The organism is Hahella sp. CCB-MM4 (assembly GCF_002260525.1).
Classification (GTDB): domain Bacteria; phylum Pseudomonadota; class Gammaproteobacteria; order Pseudomonadales; family Oleiphilaceae; genus Hahella.
The window spans coordinates 1-26,277 of record NZ_MRYI01000004.1 but is presented as its reverse complement, the minus strand read 5'-3'; the positions used below and the strand labels follow the sequence as shown (position 1 = coordinate 26,277).

The 26,277-nt window shown below is 50.2% G+C and carries 22 protein-coding genes; 16 read left to right on the top strand and 6 right to left on the bottom strand.

Annotated features, from left to right (window positions below):
* The first annotated feature begins 180 nt into the window (after positions 1-180).
* From glyA to purU, 7 genes are all read left to right on the top strand, one after another.
* Positions 181-1,443: a serine hydroxymethyltransferase gene (gene glyA / locus BTA51_RS09940; RefSeq protein ID WP_094707303.1), complete on the top strand. Its 1,263-nt coding sequence runs from the start codon at positions 181-183 to the stop codon at positions 1,441-1,443.
* A 93-nt stretch (positions 1,444-1,536) separates the two neighbouring features.
* Complete coding sequence (locus BTA51_RS09935) at positions 1,537-2,919, top strand: L-serine ammonia-lyase (protein ID WP_094707302.1); 1,383 nt, start codon at positions 1,537-1,539, stop codon at positions 2,917-2,919.
* A 118-nt stretch (positions 2,920-3,037) separates the two neighbouring features.
* A complete protein-coding gene (locus BTA51_RS09930) occupies positions 3,038-4,291 on the top strand; it encodes a sarcosine oxidase subunit beta family protein (protein ID WP_094707301.1) in 1,254 nt (417 codons plus the stop codon).
* A 65-nt stretch (positions 4,292-4,356) separates the two neighbouring features.
* Positions 4,357-4,671, top strand: coding sequence for a sarcosine oxidase subunit delta (locus tag BTA51_RS09925; RefSeq protein WP_094707300.1), 315 nt, complete (start codon positions 4,357-4,359; stop codon positions 4,669-4,671).
* Between the two features lie 11 nt (positions 4,672-4,682).
* Complete coding sequence (locus tag BTA51_RS09920; protein WP_094707299.1) at positions 4,683-7,712, top strand: sarcosine oxidase subunit alpha; 3,030 nt, start codon at positions 4,683-4,685, stop codon at positions 7,710-7,712.
* A complete protein-coding gene (locus tag BTA51_RS09915) occupies positions 7,705-8,367 on the top strand; it encodes a sarcosine oxidase subunit gamma (protein WP_094707298.1) in 663 nt (220 codons plus the stop codon). The genes BTA51_RS09920 and BTA51_RS09915 overlap by 8 nt, the downstream gene beginning before the upstream one ends.
* Positions 8,368-8,442: 75 nt before the next feature.
* The gene (gene purU / locus BTA51_RS09910) at positions 8,443-9,315 is read left to right on the top strand and encodes a formyltetrahydrofolate deformylase (protein WP_094707297.1); all 873 of its coding nucleotides are present in this window, start codon (positions 8,443-8,445) and stop codon (positions 9,313-9,315) included.
* A gap of 43 nt (positions 9,316-9,358) precedes the next feature.
* Here purU and BTA51_RS09905 read toward each other — a convergent pair whose 3' ends face one another.
* Positions 9,359-10,486, bottom strand: a complete 1,128-nt coding sequence (locus BTA51_RS09905) for a helix-turn-helix transcriptional regulator (protein ID WP_094707296.1) — start codon at positions 10,484-10,486, stop codon at positions 9,359-9,361.
* Between the two features lie 296 nt (positions 10,487-10,782).
* Here BTA51_RS09905 and BTA51_RS09900 point away from each other — a divergent pair, with 296 nt between their 5' ends.
* Positions 10,783-12,204, top strand: a complete 1,422-nt coding sequence (locus tag BTA51_RS09900) for a hypothetical protein (protein ID WP_168188121.1) — start codon at positions 10,783-10,785, stop codon at positions 12,202-12,204.
* A 139-nt stretch (positions 12,205-12,343) separates the two neighbouring features.
* Here the strand turns inward: BTA51_RS09900 and BTA51_RS09895 are convergent, their stop codons facing one another.
* Positions 12,344-13,246: a LysR family transcriptional regulator gene (locus BTA51_RS09895; protein ID WP_094707294.1), complete on the bottom strand. Its 903-nt coding sequence runs from the start codon at positions 13,244-13,246 to the stop codon at positions 12,344-12,346.
* A 196-nt stretch (positions 13,247-13,442) separates the two neighbouring features.
* Between BTA51_RS09895 and BTA51_RS09890 the strand changes: the two genes are divergently transcribed.
* From BTA51_RS09890 to BTA51_RS09875, 4 genes are all read left to right on the top strand, one after another.
* Positions 13,443-13,886: a MaoC family dehydratase gene (locus tag BTA51_RS09890; RefSeq protein WP_094707293.1), complete on the top strand. Its 444-nt coding sequence runs from the start codon at positions 13,443-13,445 to the stop codon at positions 13,884-13,886.
* 300 nt (positions 13,887-14,186) lie between these two features.
* On the top strand, positions 14,187-16,313 hold the full coding sequence (locus tag BTA51_RS09885; RefSeq protein WP_246840986.1) for a 3-hydroxyacyl-CoA dehydrogenase NAD-binding domain-containing protein: 2,127 nt from the start codon (positions 14,187-14,189) through the stop codon (positions 16,311-16,313).
* 26 nt (positions 16,314-16,339) lie between these two features.
* Positions 16,340-17,521 carry an acetyl-CoA C-acyltransferase gene (locus BTA51_RS09880; RefSeq protein ID WP_094707292.1) on the top strand — a complete coding sequence of 394 codons (1,182 nt, stop codon included), beginning with the start codon at positions 16,340-16,342 and terminating at the stop codon, positions 17,519-17,521.
* Positions 17,522-17,698: 177 nt separating this feature from the next.
* A complete protein-coding gene (locus tag BTA51_RS09875) occupies positions 17,699-19,498 on the top strand; it encodes an acyl-CoA dehydrogenase C-terminal domain-containing protein (RefSeq protein WP_094707291.1) in 1,800 nt (599 codons plus the stop codon).
* A 12-nt stretch (positions 19,499-19,510) separates the two neighbouring features.
* Here BTA51_RS09875 and BTA51_RS09870 read toward each other — a convergent pair whose 3' ends face one another.
* Both BTA51_RS09870 and BTA51_RS09865 read right to left on the bottom strand, forming a co-directional pair.
* A complete protein-coding gene (locus tag BTA51_RS09870) occupies positions 19,511-20,020 on the bottom strand; it encodes a hypothetical protein (protein ID WP_094707290.1) in 510 nt (169 codons plus the stop codon).
* 64 nt (positions 20,021-20,084) lie between these two features.
* Positions 20,085-21,755: a hypothetical protein gene (locus BTA51_RS09865; RefSeq protein WP_094707289.1), complete on the bottom strand. Its 1,671-nt coding sequence runs from the start codon at positions 21,753-21,755 to the stop codon at positions 20,085-20,087.
* A 275-nt stretch (positions 21,756-22,030) separates the two neighbouring features.
* Between BTA51_RS09865 and BTA51_RS09860 the strand changes: the two genes are divergently transcribed.
* The 4 genes from BTA51_RS09860 to BTA51_RS09840 all read left to right on the top strand — a co-directional run bounded on the left by BTA51_RS09860 (position 22,031) and on the right by BTA51_RS09840 (position 25,117).
* On the top strand, positions 22,031-22,618 hold the full coding sequence (locus BTA51_RS09860) for a YiiX/YebB-like N1pC/P60 family cysteine hydrolase (protein ID WP_094707288.1): 588 nt from the start codon (positions 22,031-22,033) through the stop codon (positions 22,616-22,618).
* A gap of 40 nt (positions 22,619-22,658) precedes the next feature.
* Positions 22,659-23,285, top strand: coding sequence for a LysE family translocator (locus BTA51_RS09855; protein ID WP_094707287.1), 627 nt, complete (start codon positions 22,659-22,661; stop codon positions 23,283-23,285).
* Between the two features lie 658 nt (positions 23,286-23,943).
* Complete coding sequence (locus tag BTA51_RS09845; protein ID WP_168188120.1) at positions 23,944-24,528, top strand: AHH domain-containing protein; 585 nt, start codon at positions 23,944-23,946, stop codon at positions 24,526-24,528.
* A 10-nt stretch (positions 24,529-24,538) separates the two neighbouring features.
* Positions 24,539-25,117, top strand: a complete 579-nt coding sequence (locus tag BTA51_RS09840; RefSeq protein ID WP_094707284.1) for a hypothetical protein — start codon at positions 24,539-24,541, stop codon at positions 25,115-25,117.
* 138 nt (positions 25,118-25,255) lie between these two features.
* Here the strand turns inward: BTA51_RS09840 and BTA51_RS09835 are convergent, their stop codons facing one another.
* Positions 25,256-25,852, bottom strand: a complete 597-nt coding sequence (locus BTA51_RS09835) for a hypothetical protein (protein WP_094707283.1) — start codon at positions 25,850-25,852, stop codon at positions 25,256-25,258.
* Positions 25,853-25,972: 120 nt separating this feature from the next.
* A partial coding sequence (locus BTA51_RS09830; protein WP_210404801.1) for an NAD(P)(+) transhydrogenase (Re/Si-specific) subunit beta occupies positions 25,973-26,277 on the bottom strand: 305 nt, incomplete at its 5' end.

Below are 26,277 nucleotides of genomic sequence, written 5' to 3'. Positions count from 1 at the left end.
GGAATAGTCCGATAACGTCATTTTGACTGTCGCAAATTATCATATGCGTGTCGTGGGTAAGCACACAGGGCAGGGGGGCACAGATTACTATCTCCGAAAATCAATGATTGCCTGGGTTTCACCGGATATACGGTGTCAGCACACAGAACCGGGCCAGCACGTGGTTGAGGAATCGCCGATATGTTTTCAAAACAAGACAAAATAGCCAGCTACGACGAAGCCCTGTGGGCTGCGATGAAGGAAGAGGAAACGCGCCAGGAAGATCATATTGAGCTTATTGCCTCGGAAAACTATACCAGTCCAAGAGTGATGGAAGCCCAGGGATCCTGCCTGACCAACAAATATGCGGAAGGATATCCAGAAAAGCGCTACTACGGTGGCTGCGAATATGTGGATAAAGTCGAGCAGCTGGCCATTGATCGGGCTAAAGAGCTGTTTGGAGCGGATTACGCGAACGTACAGCCACATTCCGGATCTCAGGCAAATGCCGCGGTGTACATGGCGTTGGTAAAGCCAGGGGAGACTGTGTTGGGTATGAGCTTGGCTCATGGCGGCCACCTCACTCACGGTTCTCACGTGAATTTCTCCGGCAAGATCTACAACGCGGTTCAATATGGATTGGATGAAAACACCGGTGAAATTGATTACGCGCAGGTGGAAGCCCTTGCGAAAGAGCATCAGCCTAAAATGATCGTCGCAGGCTTCTCTGCTTATTCACGAATCGTGGATTGGGCAAAGTTCCGGGAGATTGCTGATTCCGTGGGCGCTTATCTGTTCGTTGATATGGCTCACGTAGCGGGTCTGGTTGCGGCGGGGGTTTATCCCAACCCGGTCCCTCATGCTCATGTTGTGACCACAACCACCCATAAAACCCTGAGGGGCCCTCGTGGTGGTCTGATTCTGGCGAAAGCCGATCCGGATCTGGAAAAGAAATTGAACTCGGCGGTATTCCCCGGCGGGCAGGGTGGTCCTTTGATGCATGTAATCGCCGCCAAAGCGGTGAGCTTCAAAGAGGCGCTGGAGCCTGAATTCAAAGAATATCAGGAGCAGGTCGTCAAGAACGCCCAGGCCATGGCCAATGTCTTTATCGAGCGTGGATACGATGTGGTCTCCGGTGGCACCGAAAATCACTTGTTCCTCCTGAGCCTGGTGAAACAGGGGCTGACCGGTAAAGATGCCGACGCTGCCCTTGGCAGAGCCAGCATCACTGTGAACAAGAATGCGGTTCCCAATGACCCACAGACACCTTTTGTCACTTCCGGTCTGCGAATTGGTTCGCCTGTCATCACTACCCGGGGAATGAAAGAGGCGCAGTGTTCAGCGCTGGCGGGTTGGATTGCCGACATTCTCGACGCCATGCAGGCGGGGAATGTTGAAGAGACAATTGCCTCCGTTAAAGAGAAAGTACGTGGGTACTGCCTTGACTACCCGGCTTACCGTTAGGAAAGCCATCAGTGACGGTTGAGCAGTTTGATCTATATTGTTACCGGTCGCTCCAGCGGCCGGTACTTCATGAAGTAAAATGAGGGAAGAGCCATGGCGATAAGCCTGTTTGACATGCTGAAGATCGGTATCGGCCCTTCCAGCTCCCATACGGTTGGGCCGATGAAAGCGGCTCAAATGTTTGTGAGTGCCTTGCAAGACAATGGTGTTCTTCCCCAGGTTTGCCGGGTTCGTTCTCAATTATTTGGTTCATTGGGCGCGACCGGAAAAGGGCACGGTACCGGGCCTGCGGTTGTGTTGGGTCTTGAAGGGCATGTCCCGGACTTGATTGACCCGACAATCGTGAACCCTCGTATGGAGGAAATTGTGACCTCCTGCAGGATGAATCTGCTGGGGAGCCATGAAATCAGTTTCAACGAGTCGGACGACCTTATCTACCATCGTAAGGAAACTCTCCCTTATCATCCGAACGGCATGATTTTCAGCGCTTATGATGCTGAAGATCGCATGGTAAGCGAGAAAACCTATTATTCAGTGGGTGGTGGATTCGTGGTGGATGACAAGGCGGCCGGCGCTGATCGGATCGTCGAAGACACCACTCGTTTGCCGTATCCGTTCAAGTCCGGTGCCGAGCTGTTGAAGCTCTGCCGTGATAATGACATGTCGATTTCCGACATTATGCTGGAGAACGAAAAGGTCTGGCGTAGTGAAGAGGAAATCCGGGCCGGGATACTGCAGATCTGGGGCGTGATGAAAGAATGTGTCCAGAACGGTATCCGCAACGAAGGTATATTGCCGGGTGGACTCAAGGTTAAGAGACGGGCTGCGGCTCTTCACCGGGATTTGAAAAACAAAACCCGTATGGACATGATCTCGCCTTCTTTGGGAGCCATGGACTGGGTCAATCTATACGCGCTGGCCGTGAATGAAGAAAATGCTGCCGGTGGCCGCATGGTGACCGCACCTACCAATGGGGCCGCCGGTATCATTCCCGCCGTGCTGCACTATTATTCCCATTTTTGTCCAAACTCTGATGAGGAAGGCGTTATCCGCTTCCTGTTAACGTCGGCTGCGATCGGTATTCTATTCAAGGAAAATGCCTCTATATCCGGTGCCGAAGTAGGCTGTCAGGGAGAAGTCGGCTCGGCCTGCGCGATGGCGGCTGCCGGTCTGGCGGAAGCAACCGGGGGCTCTCCTGAACAGGTGGAAAATGCTGCGGAAATCGGCATGGAGCACCATCTCGGGCTGACTTGCGATCCTATTGGCGGACTGGTACAGGTGCCTTGTATCGAGCGCAATGCGATGGCGGCAGTAAAGGCAATTAATGCCGCCGTCATGGCAATGCGGGGCAATGGTGAGCACTTTGTATCCCTGGATAAGGTCATCAAAACCATGCGGGATACCGGTCTGGACATGCTGGACAAATATAAGGAAACCTCCCGCGGGGGGCTGGCAGTCAATGTTATTGAATGTTGATCTGCACACAACGGGCAACAAGTTATTCGGACATGGTGGCTATCGCTTTGCCTACCTGGCTGAGGAAGATGGTTCAAGTGTATCTGGGGACGTCAGATTCCAATAAGAGGGTCAAATAATGCAAAAATATTCAGGTTTCGGGCTGCTGAAACACGCCCTGACTTATCATGAAAACTGGCAGCGGGTCTGGCGTAATCCCAAACCGAAGAAGAAGTATGACGTCATTATTGTAGGTGGCGGTGGCCATGGTCTGGCGACAGCCTACTATCTCGCCAAGGTTCACAATATCACCAATGTTGCCGTTGTCGAGAAAGGCTATCTCGGTGGCGGTAATACGGCCCGTAATACCACGATTGTTCGTTCCAACTATTTGTGGGACGAAGCGGCGCATCTTTATGAGCATGCCATGAAGTTGTGGGAAGGCCTGTCCCAGGATCTGAACTACAACGTGATGTTTTCCCAGCGCGGGGTATTGAACCTTGGGCACACTCTGCAGGATATGCGGGATATTCAGAGACGTGTGAATGCCAACCGTCTTAACGGAATCGATGGGGAAGTTCTGGATGCCCGGCAGGTTCAGGAGCTGGTGCCGATCATGGATTGTTCAGCCAATACCCGCTATCCCGTCCTGGGTGCTTCCTGGCAGCCCAGAGCAGGTGTGGCCCGTCACGATGCGGTAGCCTGGGGATTCGCGCGCGCTGCAGACAGCATGGGCGTGGACCTGATCCAGCAATGTGAAGTGGTGGATATCCTGAAAGAAGACGGCGCAGCTGTTGGTGTGAATACCAAGCAGCATGGCCCGATCATGGCAGACCGTATCGGTTGTGTGGTGGCTGGTAACTCCGGTGTTCTCGCCAACATGGCAGGTTTTGATCTCCCGATCGAGTCCCATCCATTGCAAGCTCTGGTGTCTGAGCCAATCAAGCCGATCCTGGATACTGTGGTCATGTCAAACCACGTACACGGCTACATTTCCCAGTCTGATAAAGGTGACTTGGTCATCGGTGCCGGTATCGACGGCTATAACGGGTACGGCCAGCGGGGCTCATATCCGACCATCGAACATACTTTGCAGGCCATTGTTGAACTCTTCCCAATCTTCAGCCGTGTACGCATGAACCGGCAGTGGGGCGGTATTGTGGATACCTGTCCGGATGCCTGCCCGATCATTTCCGACACGCCGGTGGAGAACCTGTTTTTCAACTGCGGATGGGGAACCGGTGGATTCAAGGCAACACCGGGATCGGGTCACGTATTTGCGGCTACCCTGGCCAAGGGTACGGCAAATGAATTGGCCAAACCATTTTCCATGTTCCGTTTCCACAACGGCGCATTGATTGACGAACACGGTGCTGCAGGTGTTGCGCACTGATGACCCCGGCAATCCAAATGACAAGCACCAAGAATAAAGCCGCTGGCGTTTAAGGGGAAAGCAGCATGTTTTACATCTATTGTCCGTATTGCAAAGAGCATCGGGAAGAAGAGGAATTTCACGCCAAGGGGCAGGCCCATATTGCGCGACCGGCTGACCCGGATGCCTGTACCGATGAGGAGTGGGGGGAGTATCTGTACTTCCGTAAAAACCCCAGAGGACTGCATCACGAAATGTGGGTACATGCCACCGGCTGCCGGAAGTTTTTCAATGTCACCCGGGACACCCAGACCTACGAAATCAAAGAGGTCTACAAAATGGGCGAGCGTCCGTCGATAGTCGCTCAAGATCAGAATCCAACTGCTGCTAAACAGGCTTAAGCGAGGCGAACATGGCAACACAGAAAAACCGTCTCAAGTCCGGTGGGCGTATCGACCGGAACAAACCTTTGACCTTCTTTTTTAACGATCAGCCATATCAGGGGTATGAGGGTGATACTCTGGCCTCAGCGCTTATTGCCAATGGCGTGGATGTGATCGGGCGCAGTTTTAAATACGGGCGTCCCCGGGGCATTATGACAGCCGGGGCTGACGAGCCGAATGCGATCATGCAGCTGGGAGCTACCGAAGCCACCCAGATTCCCAACGTCCGTGCGACCCAGCAGGAGCTATACGCTGGTTTGCATTGTCGGCCGACCAGCGGGTGGCCGAGTGTCGACTTCGATGTCATGGGATTGATCGGTCAGTTCTTTGGGCGAATGCTGCCTCCGGGTTTTTACTATAAAACCTTTATGTTTCCCGAATCTTTCTGGGAACTGTACGAGAAATTCATTCGTAAAGCCGCCGGATTTGGCCGCTCTCCGAGAGAGAGAGATCCGGACATTTATGATCACATGAACCAGCATACTGATGTGCTGGTGGTTGGTGCCGGCCCCGCAGGTCTGTCAGCCGCCTTGTCCGCAGCCCGTGCAGGTGCCCGGGTTATTCTGGCGGATGAGAATGCTGAATTCGGTGGTTCTTTGTTGTCCTGTCGCGAGACCGTTAATGGGGAACCTGCCCATCAGTGGGTCAAGCAAGCCGTGGAAGAGCTTGAGCAAAACGAAAATGTTCTGCTGCTGCCAAAGTCGACGGTAAATGGCTATCACGACCATAACTTCCTGACCATTCACCAACGTTTGGCAGACCACATCGCAGACAAGGCACCGGAAGGCAAGGCCCGGCAGCGGATGCATCGCGTACGCGCCAAATGGGTCGTGCTGGCCACTGGAGCCCATGAACGTCCGCTGGTGTTCGGAAATAACGACATTCCAGGCTGCATGCTGGCTTCCTCGGTATCGACCTATATCCGCCAGTATGGAGTTATTCCAGGGCGTAATCTGGTGCTGATGACCACTAACGACCATGCCTATCGCACTGCTTTCGATTGGCAGGACACCGGTCGTAAGGTGATTGCGATTGTGGATACCCGACAAAATCCAACCGGTCCCTATATTGACGAAGCTAAGAATCGCGGCATTCAGGTTATTACCGGCTCTGCGGTGATTCAGGCCGAAGGTGGCAAGCGCGTTGACGGCGCCATGATTGCGCCAATCAGTGCAGACGGGGATAAAGTCACCGGTGAGGGGACGGTGTTGACCTGCGACACCATTGCCACTTCTGGTGGTTGGAGTCCGGTGGTGCACTTGTCCTGTCATACCGGAAGTCGTCCGGTCTGGCGTAGTGATATCCATGGCTTCGTACCTGGTGAAACCGTACAGAAGCAATTGATCGCGGGTGCTATCAGCGGTAACTACAGCTTGTCCGGCTGCCTTAAAGATGGTGCAGACATAGGTCTGTTAGCTGCTGCCAATGCGGGGCATTCAACGGACGGCCTGGCAGTCGCCAAGCTGAAGGTGGATGAGCTGGCTGAAGGTGAGGCTATGGCCTTGTACTCGATTCCTCACAGCAAGCCTAACAGCCGTGCGCCGAAGCAGTTCGTGGACTATCAGAACGACGTCACGGCAGCGGGCATCGAACTGGCTACCCGTGAAGGCTTTGAATCGATCGAGCACGTCAAGCGTTATACCGCAATGGGCTTCGGTACTGATCAGGGCAAACTGGGTAACATCAACGGCATGGCGATCACTGCCAAGTCTTTGAATAAAACTATTCCACAGACCGGCACTACGGTATTCCGGCCCAACTATACGCCGGTGACCTTCGGGGCGATCGCAGGACGGCACTGCCGGGATCTGTTTGATCCAAAGCGTTATACCGCGATGCATGAGTGGCATGTGGAAAATGGTGCCAAGTTTGAGGATGTCGGGCAATGGAAACGCCCCTGGTATTATCCAAAACCCGGCGAAACCATGCAGGATGCCTTGAACCGGGAATGTAAAGCAACCCGGGACAGCGTGGGCGTTCTGGACGCTTCCACCCTCGGTAAAATCGATATCCAGGGTAAAGATGCGAGAGAGTTCATCAGCCGCATATATACCAACGCCTGGGCCAAGCTGGCGGTAGGCAAATGTCGTTATGGCCTGATGTGTGGCGAAGACGGTATGGTGTTCGATGACGGGGTCACCTCCTGTTTGGGAGAGAACCACTTCCTGATGACCACTACATCAGGTGGTGCTGCCCGGGTTCTGGAATGGCTGGAGCTTTATCACCAGACTGAATGGCCGGAACTGGAAGTCTATATGACCTCGGTGACCGACCATTGGGCGACCATGAGTATCGCTGGACCGAACAGCCGCAAGCTGCTGGCAGAGCTCACTGATGATATTGATCTGGACAAGGAAGCATTCAAGTTCATGGATTGGCGTCAAGGCACCGTCGCCGGTGTTCCTGCGCGGGTATTCCGGATTTCGTTCACAGGGGAGCTGTCCTACGAGATCAACGTGCCGGCGCATTTCGGCATGCATGTCTGGAAGAAGCTGTTTGAACATGGTGCGAAATATAACCTGACACCATACGGTACTGAAACCATGCACGTGTTGCGGGCAGAGAAGGGCTTCATTATCGTTGGCCAGGATACCGACGGCTCTGTGCATCCATACGATCTGGGCATGAGCTGGTGTGTGGCTGAAACCAAACCCTACAGCTTCGTTGGTAAGCGGGGGATGAAACGGGAAGACTGTGTCCGTGTCGACCGGAAACAAATGGTAGGATTGAAGACCAAGGATCCTCGCAAGGTCATCCCTGAAGGTTCACAGGCGGTGGATAATCCCAACCAGCCCATTCCAATGACCATGCTGGGACACGTTACCTCCAGTTATTACAGTGCCTGTCTGGGGCATAGTATCGCCATGGGCCTGGTCAGAAACGGCCTCAACCGGATGGGTGAGACCGTCTATTATCCCCAAGCGGATGGCTCCGTGATCGAAGCAGAAATCTGCAGCCCAATTTTCCTGGATCCTAAAGGAGAGCGTCAAAATGTCTGAAGTGCTGGAACCTACCAAAAACAAGGACGCACTGATTGCGGTCATGGATCAATGCCCGGCTGAAGCGGTACCCACGGAAAGCCCTTTGTATCATCGGAAACTCGGAACCCGAGGTGCTGGTACCGGTGCCGCAACGGTGAGCGCCGGAGAGTTGAATCTGCTCGGGCACCTGGTCATTCGTGGCAATGCCGAGGAGGCAGCATTCTGCAGCGGCATTGAGGCGGCGTTGGGCGTACAGTTGCCTGAGACACTGAAAAGTGTCGAGGGGGACGACGTTTCCATGAGCTGGATTGCGCCTGACGAATGGCTGGTGCTATGTCCTCTTGCTAAAGCGTTTGCCGTGGAGGAGACGCTTCGGGAAAACCTGAATGGGCACTATTCTGTGGTCAATGTCAGTGGTGGCCAGACCGTTGTCAGGTTGTCCGGAAGCAATGCCGTTAATGTGCTGAAAAAGAGCTCTCCGTATGATTTCCACGATAGCCACTTCCCTGTGGGTAAAGTGGTCACAACGGCATTTGCCAAGACTCAGGCGGTCATTTGTCGCAAATCTGCGGACACCTGGGATCTGGTGATCCGCCGCAGCTTTGCCGACTATGCGTGGCGCTGGTTGGAAGATGCCGCATCGGAATACGGTCTTCAGGTTACTGTTGAGTAGTCCTGTTTCGTGTTCAACCTGCTAAGGGCTGGCCATTGCCGGCCCTCATGCATTGCAGAAAAGTAGAGAGCAGTTATGCCAAATCCCAACAGAGAAAAACTTTGGATCCTCACCGCGCAATGTCCCAGTCGCCTGGGAACCGTTGATGTGGTTACCCGCACCCTGGCGGAAACGGAAAACTATATCGTTGCCATGAACTCCTTTGACGATAAGGCGACGGAGAGTTTCTGCATCAGGGTGGAATTCAGGCCATTGTCGGGTGACTCCTCTCTACAGAAGTTCCGTGAATTGTTTGAAGAGCGGACACCCAACTTTGATATGTCCTGGGAACTGACTGAACCCGACCATAAGACCCGTGTGGCGGTAATGGTGTCCAAATACGATCATTGTCTGAACGATCTTTTATACCGGTATCGGACAGGGGAACTGGCCATCGATATTCCGGTGATCATTTCAAACCATCCTGATCTGAAGCATCTGGCGGATTGGCACGGAATTCCTTATTACCATCTTCCTATCACTCCTGAAACCAAGGCAGAGCAGGAAGCGGAAGTCTGGAAACTGGTCAACCAATACGATTGCGAACTGGTGGTGTTAGCCCGCTATATGCAGGTGTTATCGCCGGACATGTCCAAGAAACTGGATGGCCGCGCCATTAATATTCACCATTCGCTGTTGCCTGGATTCAAAGGCGCCAAGCCTTATCACCAAGCCTGGGCCAAAGGCGTTAAGCTGGTGGGTGCCACGGCCCATTACGTTAATGACAACCTGGATGAGGGGCCGATTATCACTCAGGGGGTGCAGGCGGTGGATCATAATCACTACCCGGATGACCTGGTGGCAAAAGGGCAGGATATCGAAAGCCAGACCCTGGCCCGGGCGGTTCGTTACCACACCGAAAAGAGAGTATTCCTGAACGGAAACCGGACAGTGGTGTTTAATGACTAGCAGCGGGTGCTGCAGTCATTTTTACCAGCCTGATCACTAAAGATCAGGGATTATAAGGAATGCTGTTCAACAGATTCACAAGAGCAATCTGGCTTGAACAGCCCGTCTTGGCGAAAATACTCTTCAGATGCCATTTAACCGTGTGAAGGCTGATGCACTCTTCATCCGCGATGGTTTTTAAAGCTTTGCCGGAGGCCAGTCTCTGGCTGATGCTGGCTTCTCTTTCAGACAGGTCAAATAACTCAACAAGCTTTTGTGCGGGGATCTGTTGGATCAGATCTGCGGAAATCGCGTAGATCATGGCTCCGCTGAATGTTTCCTCATTCGTGATGTAGCTGTTCAGAAGGGGCTGGAATCCCAGGAATATTCTGGAACCGATTTTAATATGCTCGGCTTCCTCCACCATCATATCGAAGCCTTCCACGCGTTTAGCCGTTTGCATCAGGCCGATGTAAAGCATTTTCTCCAGTCTATTGTCTTCCAAACGCAGGCAATTGTGTTCAATTCTCAGCTCATTGTAATCTTCAATGAGATCTTTCATGCCCTGATTCATCGCACAAACTGCGCCGGTTTCCGTCAGTATTGCGACAGGAATCCTAAAAGTGTTGACCACTGAAGCCAGTCGAATCTCATCTTTGGATAGGTAAGCATTGGAAAAGGACAGATTGGCGGCCTTTTCAATAAAGGGGAGCAGGCTATTGAGATGATTCAGCTCCTGTACAGTGAACTCTCCGATGTCCTGGTGACGATTGCAGAAAATCACGCCAAACCAGTCCTCATCAGACAGGATGCAGGCAGAGGATGAATCAACCAGACCTTGCGGAGCAAACCACTCCCTGAATTGTTTACTCTGAAGGATTTCTTCGCGCTCGGGTAATGTACCCACAGAATAAAAAAGCCCCCGGGGTTTGTTCATGGCCGCCAGAAGCATGGGGTCATCATCGATATGCTCTTGCAGATAGTGCTTTGCCAAAGCAGGGTCCATCCGTACGCCACCATCTACATGAAATCTTATGCCCATGGTCCTTCTGTTGACGATAAAAATATGGCAGATATGCAGTGAGAATTGCCTGACCAGCTCTTCAGCAAAATACTTCCATCGGCTGTTGCAATAACTGGTTTCTAATAAGAGATTGATCAGCGAGCTGGAATGGAAACTTGGTGTAGACATAAATTCCTGAAATTAGATTGATTACTTCCTAATACATCCATACCGATAAACAACAAATCGAACTGGTTCGAGTGCAAACCAGAAGCCGCCAGTGTCGTTCACTCAGATATGAATTGTCCTTCCCAAGCCAGGTTTGGCCGGTGGTTCGGTTGAACGCTGGTAAGTAAACACCGAGTCACCTTATTAAGCAAGGCAAAAAACCACTCGGTTGAGTAGTTGTGTGAGAGTTTCTCCTTTTTCTAGAATTCGCGGCCAGTGTGCTTACCAGAGTTGTATAAATCAGAATGGAGATACCCATGAGTGCTTTTCGCCTCGCCCCTATAGCGGCAGTAATGATGTTAGGGATCGTTGGATGTAGTGGTGGTTCAAATAACGGTAATTCAGGCTCTTCCGCAGAGTCGCTAGGAAACGTCATATTTCCTGCAGACGACGGTGTTCACGGTACTGAATTGTGGATAACCGATGGCACTGAAGAAAATACCAGGTTGGTGAAAGATCTAAACGAGGCGGAAGGGTCGAATCCGCAGAATATCTTCAAAAAAGGCGACATAACCTACTTTGTTGCCAATGATGGCATTCACGGGTATGAAATCTGGAAAACCGATGGGACCGAGGAAGGAACTGAAATGGTTGCAGATGCTTTCCCCTGGACTGAGTCTGCAGATCTTTCCGAGTTTACTGAATTTAAGAATGAGCTCTATTTTACTGCTGATATTGAAGGCACTCCCGGAAGGAATATCTGGAAGACAGACGGAACTGAGGCGGGAACGAAGATTGTTGCCACAGGAAGGTCGCCCAGTAATTTTGTGGCGACAAATGATCGATTGTTTTATACCGATTATACTTCTGAAACAGGCAGTGAATTGTACGCCTTTAACGGAGAAAAAGCCTACTTGGTAAAGGATATTTTTCCCGGAGGCAGTTCATCACAAGTTCAGAGTTTAACGGCCTTTAACAATAAGGTTTATTTCGTGGCCATTAGCGGTGATGCACCAGGCTATTTAATATGGAAGAGCGACGGTACGGCTGATGGAACCAGTCTGGCTGAGGACTCCTTTCTCTTTAATGGTGGCGCAGAGATCGTCAAATTCAAGGACTCCATTCTGGTGGTTGGGACAGTTGATCATGGTGAAACGATCAAGGTCGTTAAGCTAGAGAAAAACGGTGATTTGAGTGCACATAATCTGCCACTGCCTGGTCCGGAATTAGACGATCCATCGATAGAAATTGCATTTGATGCTGATAGCCGCGTATTTATTGTTGCATCCTATAATGAGACAGATAACCCAAGCCGTGTTGAGTATCTCTGGAGCACAGAAAACGGAACAGACTTTAACAGTCTGGAACTGACTCAGGATATCTATGATGGAATTGCATTTAATTCCAATATGTATCTGGATTGGGCGACGGAAGAAGGTGTGCAGCTATGGACGACCAATGGCACTCAAGAGGGCACCAGGAAAGTTAAAGACATCAATGATGTGGATGCTAAAGCGCAAGATGCAGGTTTTCGGATAAATGGGCTTGGATATAACCCTTATCATTTACCGGTAGTTGGCACTACAGCCAATCCAAGTATGTTGTTTATTGGAGTGGAGCCTACCACAGGTGCGGAATTGTGGAAGACAGACGGTACTGCCGAAGGGACTGTCTTGGTTAAGGATATACAGCTGGGTGACGCTTCAAGCTTTAGAACGCGCCTTTTGGGGCCAAAATAAGCAACGTAACCTATATAAAAGAAGGGTTCGCCAGTTTCGGCGTACCCTTTTTTATTTCAAGACATTTCTATATAGATTTATCCTTCCTCAATCCGTGTACTTAGCTTACTTTCTTTGTTCTTTTTCTTTGTCCGTTTTCTTAGTCCGCTTTAAACACTTTCACCACTTCTGCTATCTGCTCACGCATCCACAGATGGGCATGATCCAAATCAGCACTCACGTGCCAATACAAAAAGTATTCTGTACATGGCAGGTCGAACGGCATTTCAAAAATCGCGACATCGTAGTGTTTGGCCATATGGTAGGGAACACAGGAAATAAGATTGCTCTTCAGGACAACACTGGGAGAAATCAGGTAATTACGGCTGCGCATGACGATCCTGCGCTGTCGCCCATATTTTGCGAGATAGGAATCTATAGTGCTCGGTCCCGTCCGTCGACTGCTGATGCATACATGACCCAGCTCACAAAAGGCGTCCATGGTCATCCCTTGTGACAGGGCAGGATGGTTGCGTCGGGCAATGACCACAAACCTGTCCTGGGCGATTTTCTGTTTACATAGCTGCGGATGAGTAAACGAGGAACTATCGGCATAGAAGTCCAACCCGCCACTGGCCATGGCGGCGACCACGTCAGTGTTATCCATTTCGAAATTACTCAAACAGATATTAGGGGCCTTCTGTTCAAGGTGAGCGGCAAGTCTGGATAATATCCCTGCTTCAAACAGATCTTTGGTCGCAAAATGAAAGGTCTTTTCTGCAGTTTGAGGATCAAACTCCTGGCTCTGCTGAATACTCTTTCTCAACAGTGCCAATGCTTCACGTGCCGGCACAATAATATTCTGTGCGACGGGAGTGGGAGTCATGCAATGACCGGTGCGGACAAACAATGGGTCATTCAGCAGATCTCTCAAGCGGGCGAGGGAGTTACTGACGGCGGGCTGTGTAATACACAAGACTTCTGCGGCTTTTGTCAGACTGCCAGCCGTATAAATGGCATCGAAGACGGCGAATAGATTCAGATCAATGCGATTAAGATTCATGAGTCCCACCATGTAGTGAAGGTTGCTATCAAAATTGTTATTAATGGCAGCAGCCCCGGTAGACTACTCTATAAGTCTCCCTTATGGAATTTCATCAATTTAATTCACTGTAATAATGGAGACTCGCCGTAATAATAGCGTGACGGGTGTCGACAATCGTTTGCCATGGCGCAGGCCAATCAAAAGGAGAATAACAATGAAGAAAAATATCACGGAGCTGAGTGTCGGTGATGAGCTTGGTATCAGTCCCTGGTTCAGGGTGGATCAGGAACGGATAGACGCTTTCGCCGATGTTACGGGAGATCATCAGTGGATTCATGTGGACCGGATTCGGGCCAGTCAGGAAAGCCCCTTCGGTACCACTATCGCCCACGGGTTTCTCACCACTACGCTAATGCCGTCCATGTTTTATGACATGATCGACATCGATTCAGAAACCATGACCCTGTTGAATTACGGCACAGACAAAATCCGCTTTCTCGAGCCAGTCCGGTCCGGGGATGAAATACGCTATAAAATCAAGGTGGAAGACCGGCAGCAAAAGGCTTCTGGTACTTTGTTCAGTTTTGGCTGTGAAGTGGAAATCCATGGCAGGGAAAAACCAGCGATGGTGGCAATATTCCTGATGTTGCTGGTCTAGAGAGCGTGGCCTGATCTGGAAAGTGTGATCTTGGAATGAAGTGAGATCTTGGATAGAAGTGAGATCTTGGATAGAAGTGAGATCTTGGAAACAAAGACCGGTTCAAATGAGTGCGGCTGAGTCCTGGAAGCTGTGGTCGCGTCTAAAAAGACTGAACTGGCCGTCTTCGCATCAAATCTGACCCATGCCACCCTTTTCAGGATTGAGACTTCGGTGAATCATTCATTTTTATAGATTTATATAAAATCAATAAATTTGGATGATTGAATGTCTTTTCATAGGATCTAGGCATATCCAGAAATGAGTGTCGAAATCATGAATCAGGCTGATAACCATTGTGTCGTTCTCCAAAAGCAGGGTGGGCTGGCACGGCTCCTTATAAAGAATCCACCCGTGAATGCGCTCTCCAAGCGTGTCAGGCTGGGGCTTATTGACGGTATTCAAACAGCCTTGCAGGACCCTTCGGTACAGGTAGTGGTGATTAGCAGTGATGAAGGGCTATTCTCTGCAGGGGCGGATATCAGCGAGTTCGCCTCTGGAGACGTTGAGCCTCCTTTGCCAAAGGTGCTTGCCTTAATTGAGAACGCGGAAAAACCGGTGATTGCTGCGCTGAATGGTCCGGCTTTCGGTGGGGGCCTGGAGCTGGCATTGGCCTGCCACTACAGAGTGACGTTCATAGGCAATAAGGTGGGATTGCCGGAGGTTCATCTCGGTATTCTGCCCGGGGCAGGAGGTACGCAAAGATTGCCCAGGCTCGTCGGTGTTGCTCCGGCGCTGGATATGATCGTGACCGGAAAGCCGGTCAAGGCGGAAAAGCTTCCCGGCTTGTTTGATCATTTAGCCAATACCCGTGAGTTACTGGATGATGCCGTATCCTCACTGGCAGACAAGATTCTCAATCAGCGGGAAACGATCCGTCGTACTTCCGACATTCCTCTAGATGCTTCCGCATTTTCGCCTGATTTGTTTGCTCGGTACCGATCCGGAATCGCCCGACAGACTCGGGGATTTTATGCTCCGGAACGGTGTATTCAGGCAGTGGAAGCTGCCGTTGAGCTGCCATTTGAGCAAGGCCTGGAGCGGGAGAATGAACTATTTCTTGAATGTCTGCAGACACCTCAGGCAAGAGGTCAGCAGCATATCTTTTTCGCTGAGAGAGCCGCTTTTCATGTGGAGGATTATGATCGCGACACGCCGGTTAGAAACATTGCAAAAGTCGGTGTGATTGGTGCTGGTACCATGGGCGGTGGCATCGCCATGAATTTCGCCAACGCCGGAATTCCAGTAATGATCCTCGAATTGAAACAGGAAGCGCTTGATAAAGGCTTGGGCATCATTCGTAAAAACTATGAAGCCAGCGCAGCAAAAGGAAAGCTCAGCCAGGAAGATGTGGAAAAACGCATGTCGCTGTTGAGCGGGACCACAAGCTATCAGGATCTGGGTGATGTGGACCTGGTCATCGAAGCTGTCTTCGAAAAGATGGATATCAAAAAGGAAGTGTTTTCCCGTCTCGATAAGGTTTGCAAGCCGGGCACCATACTGGCCACCAATACTTCGACTCTTGATATCAATGAGATCGCTTCGGTGGTTAGCCGTCCTGAGGATGTCATTGGACTGCACTTTTTCAGTCCGGCCAACGTGATGAAGTTGCTGGAAGTGGTGAAGGCGGAGAACACCTCGGCAGAGGTGATTAAAACCAGTATGCAACTGGCGAAAACCATCAATAAGGTCGCTGTCCTGGTGGGTGTCTGTTTTGGCTTTGTCGGCAATCGCATGATCGAAACCTATTCTCGTGAAGCCAACCGGTTATTGCTGGAAGGAGCTTCGCCCGAGCAGATAGACAAAGTGATCTATGAATTTGGTCTTCCCATGGGGCCATTCACGATGGGCGACATGGCCGGGCTGGATATCGGCTATTTTGTCCGCCAGTCACGCAAGCCGTTTATCGAACACGATCCTAGCTACTGTGTTGTGGCCGATCGTCTGGTGGAGCAGGGCAGAGTGGGACTGAAGGCAGGCAGAGGGGCCTATCTATACGAGGCCGGCCAGCGAAAACCAATATCGGATCCTGAAGTCATGGAGATCGCAAGATCAGAAGCTTGCCGCTTGGGCATTCAGCAACGTGAGATCTCCGATCAGGAAATTCTTGAGCGCTGCATCTATCCATTGATCAATGAGGGCGCGCTGATCCTGGAAGAGGGAATCGCTGCCAAGGCTGGCGATATCGACGTCATTTATGTTTATGGATACGGTTTTCCCGCGTATCGGGGAGGCCCAATGAAGTACGCCGATGAAACTGGCCTTAAGCACATATATGACACGCTCTGTCGATACCGCGACCAATTGGGAGCGTACGGTGAAGCTTGGTTTAAGCCCGCCCCAGTGCTGAAACAACTGGCCGAGCAGGGCAAAACATTTAACTCCTGATGAAAAGAAACTGAGGACTTAGCGTTATGAAAGAGGCAGTGATTGTATCCACAGCAAGAACCCCTATCGGCCGGGCATATCGTGGGGCTTTCAATAATCTGGAAGCGCCGACACTGGCGGGACATGCTATTCGCGCTGCCGTTTCAAGGGCCGATATTGATCCGGAGTCCGTTGAAGATGTGGTGATGGGGTGTGCCCTGACCCAGGGAAGTGCCAGTCCGAATATCGGCAGGCTCGCAGCGTTGGCAGGAGGTCTGCCGGTCACCACTGCCGGTATGACACTGGACCGTCAATGCAGTTCCGGAATGTATGCGATTGCCACCGCTGCAAAACAGATTATCAGTGATGGTGTCCCCATTATGGTGGCAGGAGGTGTGGATTCCATCAGCCTTGTCCAGAACGAGAAAATGAACACTTATCGGATGATAGATCCGGCGCTGGTCGCCCGACATAAGGATATCTACATGCCGATGCTGCAGACCGCAGAAATCGTCGCCAAGCGCTATAACATCAGCCGCGAGGCGCAGGACGCCTATTCTTATGAAAGCCAGATGCGTACAGCGGATGCTCAGTGGAGTGGTAAATTCGATGATGAAATCATCCCTGTTACCGCCACCAAAGTGGTCACCAACAAGGAAACCAAAGAACAGACGACTGAGGAAGTCACTTTATCCAAAGATGAGGGTAACAGACCTGACACAACCCTCGATGGGCTCAGTTCTCTCAAGCCGGTGATCGATGGTGGTTGTATTACTGCCGGCAATGCCAGCCAGCTCTCCGATGGTGCTTCAGCTGCGGTGCTGATGGACAGCAAGTTGGCGGAACAGATGAATCTGACGCCTTTAGGCGCTTATCGGGGTATTGCGGTGGCTGGCTGTGAACCGGATGAAATGGGCATTGGACCGGTATTTGCCATTCCCAGGCTGCTCAAACGGCATGGCCTCTCCATGGACGATATCGGGCTGTGGGAGTTGAATGAAGCCTTTGCCGTGCAGGTGCTCTACTGTCGGGACAAGCTGGGTATCCCCAATGAACTCCTTAACGTCAACGGTGGTGCCATTTCCATTGGACATCCTTACGGTATGAGTGGGGCCAGAATGGTCGGACACGCCTTGATCGAAGGCAAGCGCCGTGGAGCGAAATACGTGGTGTGCACCATGTGTATCGGTGGTGGTATGGGCGCTGCGGGACTGTTTGAAGTCTTCTGATCGTTTTTTTACCGGTAGCTATCAATTTCTGATAGCTCCAATTTCTGAGAGCTACCGTTTCAGAGACTGACAGTTTCAGAAGCCAAGAGTTCCAGAAGCCAAGAGTTTCCGAAACCGACAGCGGATCAACGGCACCGGTACTATTGCCAGACGTTTGAATATAGATAGGTCGTAAATATGCAGAATTATAAAGCTCCCCAACGTGATGCTCTGTTCCTGATGCGGGAAATACTGAACTTTGACGAACATTATGCCGAGCTGGGGTTCCAAGATGCCTCACCGGATATGATCAGCGCCATCTTTGCTGAAGGTGCCAAATTTGCCGAGAACGTACTGGCGCCTTTGAACCAGGTGGGCGATGACCAGGGCTGCGAATGGCAGGAAGGAGAAGTGACGACGCCGGACGGTTTCAAAGAAGCGTACCAGCAGTATGTGGAAGGCGGCTGGCCGTCTCTTGCTCATCCTGAGGAGTTTGGTGGTCAGGGGCTGCCATATTCCCTGGCTTCTGTGTTGGCGGAATGGGTGTCCGGTGCGAACCACTCCTGGGCCATGTATCCTGGGTTGAGCCAGGGATGTATGGAGACTCTTAAGGCCCATGGGACTGAGCAGCAGAAAAAACAGTTTTTGCCTCAATTGGTTGAGGGGCGTTGGACAGGAACCATGTGCCTGACCGAACCCCATTGCGGTTCTGACCTCGGAATGCTCAAGACTAAGGCGGAACCTGATGCAAACGGAATGTACAGCATCACCGGAACCAAGATTTTTATTTCCGCAGGCGAACACGATATGTCTGAAAATATCGTGCATATCGTACTGGCCCGGCTTCCTGATGCTCCCCAGGGGACAAAGGGAATCTCACTTTTTATCGTTCCTAAATTCAATGTGGGAACCGACGGCGAATTGCTTGACCGTAACGCGGTCAGCTGTGGTTCGATTGAGCATAAGATGGGAATCAAGGGCAGTGCCACCTGCGTTATCAACTTTGACGGTGCCAAGGGCTATCTGATAGGGACTCCCAATAAGGGGCTTCACTGCATGTTCACGTTCATGAACATGGCGCGTATCGGCACCGGGCTGGAAGGATTGGCGGCTACTGAGGCAACCTTCCAAGGTGCGCTGAGTTATGCCAGGGATCGTTTGCAGTTCAGATCTGCCCGTGGTCCCCAAAACCTCCAAGGTCCGGCAGACCCGATCATCGTACATCCGGATGTCCGGCGGATGCTGCTGACACAAAAGGCTTTCCGGGAAGGTAACCGGGCACTGGCGATCTACTGCATGCAACTGGTAGACAAAACCTTGTACAGCCAGGATGCAGACACCCGGAAATTGGCCGAATCCAAGCTTGCATTACTCACCCCAATCGTTAAAGCCTTCCTGACAGAAACCGCCCAGGAAGCCACCAGTTATGGAATGCAGGTTTATGGTGGTCATGGCTACATCAAAGAATGGGGTATGGAGCAACTGGCACGGGATACGCGGATCTGCACCATGTATGAAGGAACCACCGGCATCCAGGCGCTGGACCTGCTGGCGCGAAAAGTCATTGGTTCACAGGGTGAACTGCTCAAACTCTTTACCCAGGACGTTCGTGATTTCTGTCACCAGACGCGTCACACCACCCAGTTCAGTGAATGGTCAAATACCCTGGAACAGCTTTTGGATCAATGGTTGCAGCTCTCGGATGATATCGCCCAAAGGGCGGCGAATAACCCGGATGAAATTGGTGCCGCTTCTGTGGATTATCTGATGTATTCCGGTTATATCACAGTCGGTTATTTCTGGTTGAGAATGGCCGTCGAAGCCCAGCAAAAGCTGGATGCGGGAACAACGGAAAAAGATTTTTATGTATCAAAGCTGTATACGGCCAGATTTTATTTCGACAAATTACTCAGTCGTACCCGGTCGCTGGTCACCTCGATGGAAGCGGGGGCTGACAGCTTAATGGCGATGGAAGAGGATCAGTTTCTCATCGGCTAGCGAGATTCGTCTTCAGGAATTGTTGAAATTGAGCCTGATACTTTTGCCCGATTCGGCATCATCGGTGGCAGATAACCTCCAGCCGGATCGCTTGCAAATCAGCGACGCCGTATGGAAATCCCAGCCGTCTATGCCCGAGCTGTGGTGCAGTCCTTTGATGTCGTCGGCACCCACTCTGGCATGGTCTTTAGTGTGATCGGGTAATTCCTCCAGTAGTTCCAGTTCATGATCCGTCAGACGGATCATGATGTTGGCACTGAAATGCTGCAGTGCATTCTGAACCAGATTGGTCATCAATGTTTTGGTCAGTTCCAGGTCTGCGAAAACGCAAACCCTATGTGGAATTTCAAGATCGATGCGTTCATAAACAGGGTAGTCCTCACTTAACTCTTCTAACACCTCTTCAAGAAGAATTGAAATTGAAACTTCCTGCACCGTCTTATGACGATCAGGTTTGTTCCCCAACCTCAGGAATGTTTTGATGAGTATGTATGCCTTTCGAATCCTGTTATCCAATGCCATGGGAATGTTGTTGATCCTTAGGATATCCTGTCAGGTACTGTTCGTTGTGCCAGAATCCGTTGCTTTAGAAAGTGTTATACGCCTTGAGCGTCCATTGAAATGAATCCACATTAGCGCGCTCATTAAGCGGCACGGCCAAATCTAAATGCACCACGTTACCCGTTCGGGCTTTACTTGAGATAAGCCTCATCCCGACACCAACGTCGAACAGTATCGGGGAATCACCGGTCTCACCGGTTTGCCAGGCCCTTCCTACATCCAGGAAAAAGACGTTCCCTACGCGAAAGAGATTGAAAATGTGGGTACCCGAATAGAATCGTCGTTCGACAGTAGCGACAAAACGCCGGTTACCTCTCTCATAGCCGCCGGGAAAACCACGCATGCCGAAACCATTGTTCAGGGTTAGCTCTTTATCTTCATCAAGGTGACTGCCAATATCGGCTTTAAAGCCGAAGAACCAGCGATGACGTTCATCTGTAAGATGGATATAGGACAGGTTAGTCCCAAAGATTGAATTTTCCGGCGCACCGGATTGTTCATCCCAGTAACCGTCCATATGGGCACCCACAAAAAACAGATGGTGTTCCCCAAAGCTATAGGCATCTGAATAGTTGCCTTCATACCGGCCCTGTGATCTATCGTTGTCCAGGAGCTGTCCCCCGTACCCCAGTTTGAGGTATATATGTTTGCCCAGCGATACGTCTTCTGTGGTTTCGATGTAGTGAAGATTGCGATAGGTGGCAAACAGGTTTTCGATCCTCTCATAGGCCACCCAGGGGTAGAGCAGCATACGATCTTCGGGAATCTCGTCCTCAGTCGCACTTATGGGGGAGAACAGGTCCTCTTCTTTGGTTAATCCGTAGTACCAGCGTTTGACGTCATCGCCCTGCAGGCCATCGGATAACCCGAAATATAGGTTATAGGTGTTAACCTCATGGCGATAGCTATTGGTTTCCTCTGAACCGCTCTTGATTGAATCTTCCCGTGATGATTCAAATAAATCTCCACCTGCCGCCCAACGGGTATCCAGAGCATAGAAGGGTCTTTCCAGCGAAAACGATTTTCTTTCACCGTCACTGGTATCGCCATAGCGAACGGTGGCATCCACATGACTTCCGAACATTTGGTGGGCGCCAACCAAATAGTCGATACTGCTTCGATCATCATCCTTGTTGTAGGAGACGGAAAATCGATTGCCGGTACCCAGAATATTGTTGTCGCTGAGTTCAATGCCCATCCTACTGTTTCCGTCTGTATGACTGAATTTAACACCAGGCTCCAGGGTCCAAATATCCCGGGTGATGACCAGAAGGTCTATTTTTTCGTCGCACTTGCGAAACGGGATGATTCGGGCATCGATCAGATAAGGGTTATTGCGCAAAATGCGTTCAGACTCTTCCAGTTTATCTACCTGCAGTGTGTCCCCACTGTTAAACAGCAGCTGATTGGAAATAACATCGGTTCGGGTCAGGACATGAATCTTATTGAGCAATCGGTATATGAAGTAATCTTCGTCAGGATCATCCTCATTGAAAACGGGCAATGATTCGATAAACACTTTTCCTATTGGCATACCTTCATACTCTTCCAGGGAATACTTTTCGCTCATTCCGGTAAAATCGAACAGCGAGGTTTCTGATTCCTGGAATATCGCCTGGCACTTGTCACCACCCTCAGTGATTTGCGGAAGCTGGGCAAAGCCGGAAAAACTGTATAAAAGCGTAAGACAACACAAATATGAACTCAGGTCAGGGTAACGAGTTTTTGGTTTGGTTCTTCTTGTCAGAAGATGAAACGCGCTCCTGATTACTGAGTCATTCACCTTTAAAATCACATGCCGGTTACTACAGGAATATGCTAATCAGGTAATCGACAAGAAAATGACAAGCAAATATCAGTTAAATATCAAAATTTTGCGGAAAGTCAGGCAGTATAGAGATTCAGCGGCCTGCTGGTGTTTTATGGCAGCCACTCCGGTGGCCGATTTAATGTTGAGTAGATGTGGTCAGTATGAAACGAATTTTCCTGATAATAGGCGTTCTCGCCATGCTTTCCGGGTGTATGGCACGTACTGTTGTCACCAGGAACGATGATCCAAACCACCTGGCGCAGAATGAGGCTATTAAAAACCAAGTGCTGCATATTGCAAAAACGGGCGATTGGCTTGTCGTCAGGGGGTACCACCTGGCAGACAATCTTGTATCAAACGCGACGGGCATTCCCATCAGCCATGTGGGGGTTGTAAACATGCGGGCATTAACCGTTGTCGAAGCCGAGGGGCAGGGGATTCATTTATCCAGTGTGGATGAATTTATCGACAAGTCTTTCAGGTTGCTGATCATCCGCCCACGGTGGCGCACTGAAGCCAATGCAGACACAGCCTGGCGGAATGCGGAGAAGCTGGTCGGCAACAGTTATGATTTTCTGGGAACGATCGGATTCAATTATCCGCAGAAGTACTACTGCAGTGAGCTTGCCATAGAAATATACAAGGATTGGTATAGCGGGAAGGAGAAATTTCCCCAAGTGATCAAGCCGGGAGAATTGTACTTGTATGGAGACGTGCTTTATGACTCACTACCGAGGGATGAAATGTAGCGCCACTGTGATGAGTAATGACGAGAAATAAGGAGTAATAATGTCTATCGAAGTATGGTTAGCCTTTACGATTGCATCCATGGCCTTGCTGATAATCCCGGGGCCGACCATTTTAACCCTGATCAGCTATTCTGTTTCACACGGCCGCAGCGCAAATGTTCCGCTCATCGCCGCTGTGGCTTTGGGCGATTCCACGGCATTAGTGTTTTCATTACTGGGTCTCGGTGCCATTTTGGCGGCTTCAGCTTTTTGGTTTACGGTCGTGAAATGGATTGGCGGTTTATATCTGCTTTATATGGGGATAAAGCTGTTTCGGTCAGGCACTGTCTCTTTGGAATCCAAAGCGCCGATAGCTGCAGGGTCCCGCTGGAAAGCCTTCAGTAATACCTATCTGGTGACAGCATTAAACCCGAAAGGGATTATCTTCTTTGCCGCCTTCTTACCCCAGTTTGTGAACCCGGGGGAGAATGTAAATCAGCAGCTTTGGATCCTTGCCACAACCTTCGTCACTTTGGCAGTAATTAATGCAACCTTGTATACGCTGTTTGCGCATTCAGCGAGACAATTGCTTGCTTCTCCACGGGCCCATAGCCGTTTCAATATTGTCGGTGGGTCGTTGTTGTCGACAGCAGGAGTATGGGCATTACTGGCGAAACGCCCTGTGTAGTGGCTCTGCTTATCAGATGTTGCCTAAGAAGTTCAGGATACTGCTAGTTTAAAAAATGTTAATCTCCGCTTGCATACCACAGTTCTTACATTTGAACTTGTTGTCCATACGCCAAATATTCTTGGATTTGCAGTGACTGCAATTGGCCCCCTGTTTAACTGCGCCACAAGCTTTGCATGAACCGTAGTGCTTAATTTTTGCGCCGATATACTGGCTGTGAATATTTGCCAAACAAAAAGGACACAAGCGAGGCTGACGAAATCTTTTATTCTTTTTGCGACTCCATCGGCAACTCTTCTCTTCGATTTCAACAGGTTCTTTTCGCAATTTTGCATTGCCAAGTTTTTTATAAAAGGCCTTGGATGCTGAGCCCATTCACCAGTGGCATTTCTCTTATGTTTGTTGGTGATTCTATTCATTTAAATATTGAGATGGCTTATTTAGTCGTGACGACGAGAGACACTATACGTAGCGTGTATTCCTAAGTGTAAGAGATTTCTATTAGCAGGTCTAAATGGGAGTGGAGGGGGCTAGCATGTGATAGTGCCCTGCTGGGTAGCCCCTCCTAAATTCAATTCGTCCTAATGACCGATTTTTTTGCTCTGCTGCCATTGATAGGATGTTGCACTCGTATAAGGCAGATACAACGGATGTCACAATGCCCGAACCAGAAAAAAAACTCAGATATTACGAAAAAGATCGCATAGATCTAGCGATTGATCAGTTTATCCAAGTTGAAAGCCCCACCCGTAAGGATCTAAACAAGGTCGTTGTCGCTTCCCAGGTTCAAAGTCAGATAGACCGTTATCGGGCTGCAGCTCTAAATATGTCTTACGATGATTTTGTGGGAGAAACGCACAACTCAAAACGTCTTGGAGACCTAATGTCTGCTGCTGGTGATAAAAGACCGTCACAGTGGTGTGATGCTCACGCGATTGTTTCCGGAGGACATCCTCTTGCCGCCCCCCACAGAGCCGTTCTGGCGTGGTTTAAAGTGAGAATCGATGACCCATATAATGGTGTTTGGCTGCCCAGGTGCACAAAATATCGGAGTTTAATGCCAGAGCATCTTAGAAATGCAATTCCACACAGTCGTGTGCATACTAATGCCTATTATGGCTGGCTCACTGAAATTATAAACATGGACCAAATTCAAAGCATTGATGAACTGATCCACGCGCTGAAAATGGTCAGGCTGAGGCTTGAAAAAGGTCATCTCAGAAAAGGTATTGTAAGGACATAGAGGATGGGGAATGACACTATTTTCAACGTATGCTGATGTGAAGAACTATCAATACATTGGCTTTGATGTAAAGCAAATTATGCAGTGCTTTGGTGAGAACCGCGAAACCCGGTTTGACGCTAATCGCTCACCGGTATCCTATAAAGGCGTTTGGACTTCCCCTATAAACATCCATTTCGGAAGTGATAAGAAAGGTCTTTTGATTCCTGATGTTTCTGAACATCTTGGGCGCTTGTACATGAATGAGAAAAGTTATGAGGTGTTGAAAGACATAATCGGCAATTGTGGAGAGTTCCTGCCCGTAAAGCATGATTATGGCACAGGGTACATGTTCAACACTCTTTGTATCGCGGAAGATGTTGACGGAGTAGATCTGAATTCCTGTAAGCGAGATGAATATGGGGATATTGAAAAAGTGGCATTTTTCGAAGACCGCTTGAGAGACTTCGCTGTGTTCAGAACCCGATACGACAATCATGGAGTTTCCTATTGCCAGCCCATAGTCAAAGAGGCAATAGAAGAGGCAGGGCTGAAAGGTCTTTTATTCTTTTCTGACCTGCGACGGTCGTGGGAAGCTTGGCAGGAATAAATTTAGGCTCTATCGGCCTAGGATGGTCTTCCTTGGGGAATGTCACTTGATCCAATGCGGGGATCAAGTGACAAAGTGATCCTTCGGATTTTCGAACGTCTTAAAATAAAGACGGATGAAGAGTCTGACGTCGGGTAATCAGTCGTCCTTGGTTAATTCGTAAATCTCTTCTCTGGCCAGATAGCCGTTGATATAAATGAGACGGGTAATCGATACCTGTTCGCCGGAGAGACTGATGCTTTGCACGGCTTCCTGCAATCTGGCACCGCCGCGAGCATTGGCGATATGCATTCTGTCGGAGCCTTCCACATAGTTTGGCTTAACGGTTCCGGAATAGAGTATGCGGGAGTTATACGCGTGATAGACTTCATTTCTGACAATTTTACTGGAAAGGTATTCCTTTTCAGTGCTCATCCGAAAAAGTAGATTTGTGCTTTCTGTGATCCGGGCTTCAACGGACGCTTCTGCCAATTTCTTTCGTGGGTTTTTGTCGGATCCGAAGCATTCAAACTCAGTGACATGACCGGTCCAGTCACCTTCGAGAGCGCGATAAATATCTTCGAGCAATTTGCTCTCGTCAGAATCCCATTGATAGGTTTTTTTCAGTTCGTAATAGTCATCTCCTTCCTTTTGCAGGTTGGGAGAAGGGGCGAAACATTCGGCTGCCAGGGTCGTTTTTGACGCGAGGAGGGCAACAAGAGAAAGGTATTTCAGTCCTTTAGTTGTAACTGACATTGATAACAACTCCATTTTCGAATTTGCAGGCCTCGTGGGCCAAGGCAGACAGTCTATTGAAAATGGGGGAAAAGTCCAAAGAAACGATGCCGGAAATCCATCCGGCATCGTTTGTTTTTGTTACATGGCCTTCAGGATGGCATCCACACTGGCCTTGGCATCACCAAACAGCATGCTGGTGTTCTCCTTGAAGAACAGCGGGTTTTGAACGCCAGCGTAACCGGTGGCCATACCGCGCTTGAACACCACTACGTTGCGGGCTTTCCAGACTTCCAGAACCGGCATGCCGGCCAGGGGACTGCCGGGGTTTTCCGCCGCTGCCGGGTTCACGGTGTCGTTGGCCCCGATGACCAGGACGGTGTCCGTGTCAGAGAAATCATCATTGATCTCTTCCATGCCCAGCACGATGTCGTAAGGCACCTTGG

Coding starts and splice junctions, on each gene's coding strand:
- glyA (WP_094707303.1), top strand. CDS start 181: ATGTTTTCAAAACAAGACAAAATAGCCAGCTACGACGAAGCCCTGTGG.
- BTA51_RS09935 (WP_094707302.1), top strand. CDS start 1,537: ATGGCGATAAGCCTGTTTGACATGCTGAAGATCGGTATCGGCCCTTCC.
- BTA51_RS09930 (WP_094707301.1), top strand. CDS start 3,038: ATGCAAAAATATTCAGGTTTCGGGCTGCTGAAACACGCCCTGACTTAT.
- BTA51_RS09925 (WP_094707300.1), top strand. CDS start 4,357: ATGTTTTACATCTATTGTCCGTATTGCAAAGAGCATCGGGAAGAAGAG.
- BTA51_RS09920 (WP_094707299.1), top strand. CDS start 4,683: ATGGCAACACAGAAAAACCGTCTCAAGTCCGGTGGGCGTATCGACCGG.
- BTA51_RS09915 (WP_094707298.1), top strand. CDS start 7,705: ATGTCTGAAGTGCTGGAACCTACCAAAAACAAGGACGCACTGATTGCG.
- purU (WP_094707297.1), top strand. CDS start 8,443: ATGCCAAATCCCAACAGAGAAAAACTTTGGATCCTCACCGCGCAATGT.
- BTA51_RS09905 (WP_094707296.1), bottom strand. CDS start 10,486: ATGTCTACACCAAGTTTCCATTCCAGCTCGCTGATCAATCTCTTATTA.
- BTA51_RS09900 (WP_168188121.1), top strand. CDS start 10,783: ATGAGTGCTTTTCGCCTCGCCCCTATAGCGGCAGTAATGATGTTAGGG.
- BTA51_RS09895 (WP_094707294.1), bottom strand. CDS start 13,246: ATGAATCTTAATCGCATTGATCTGAATCTATTCGCCGTCTTCGATGCC.
- BTA51_RS09890 (WP_094707293.1), top strand. CDS start 13,443: ATGAAGAAAAATATCACGGAGCTGAGTGTCGGTGATGAGCTTGGTATC.
- BTA51_RS09885 (WP_246840986.1), top strand. CDS start 14,187: ATGAGTGTCGAAATCATGAATCAGGCTGATAACCATTGTGTCGTTCTC.
- BTA51_RS09880 (WP_094707292.1), top strand. CDS start 16,340: ATGAAAGAGGCAGTGATTGTATCCACAGCAAGAACCCCTATCGGCCGG.
- BTA51_RS09875 (WP_094707291.1), top strand. CDS start 17,699: ATGCAGAATTATAAAGCTCCCCAACGTGATGCTCTGTTCCTGATGCGG.
- BTA51_RS09870 (WP_094707290.1), bottom strand. CDS start 20,020: ATGGCATTGGATAACAGGATTCGAAAGGCATACATACTCATCAAAACA.
- BTA51_RS09860 (WP_094707288.1), top strand. CDS start 22,031: ATGAAACGAATTTTCCTGATAATAGGCGTTCTCGCCATGCTTTCCGGG.
- BTA51_RS09855 (WP_094707287.1), top strand. CDS start 22,659: ATGTCTATCGAAGTATGGTTAGCCTTTACGATTGCATCCATGGCCTTG.
- BTA51_RS09845 (WP_168188120.1), top strand. CDS start 23,944: ATGCCCGAACCAGAAAAAAAACTCAGATATTACGAAAAAGATCGCATA.
- BTA51_RS09840 (WP_094707284.1), top strand. CDS start 24,539: ATGACACTATTTTCAACGTATGCTGATGTGAAGAACTATCAATACATT.
- BTA51_RS09835 (WP_094707283.1), bottom strand. CDS start 25,852: ATGTCAGTTACAACTAAAGGACTGAAATACCTTTCTCTTGTTGCCCTC.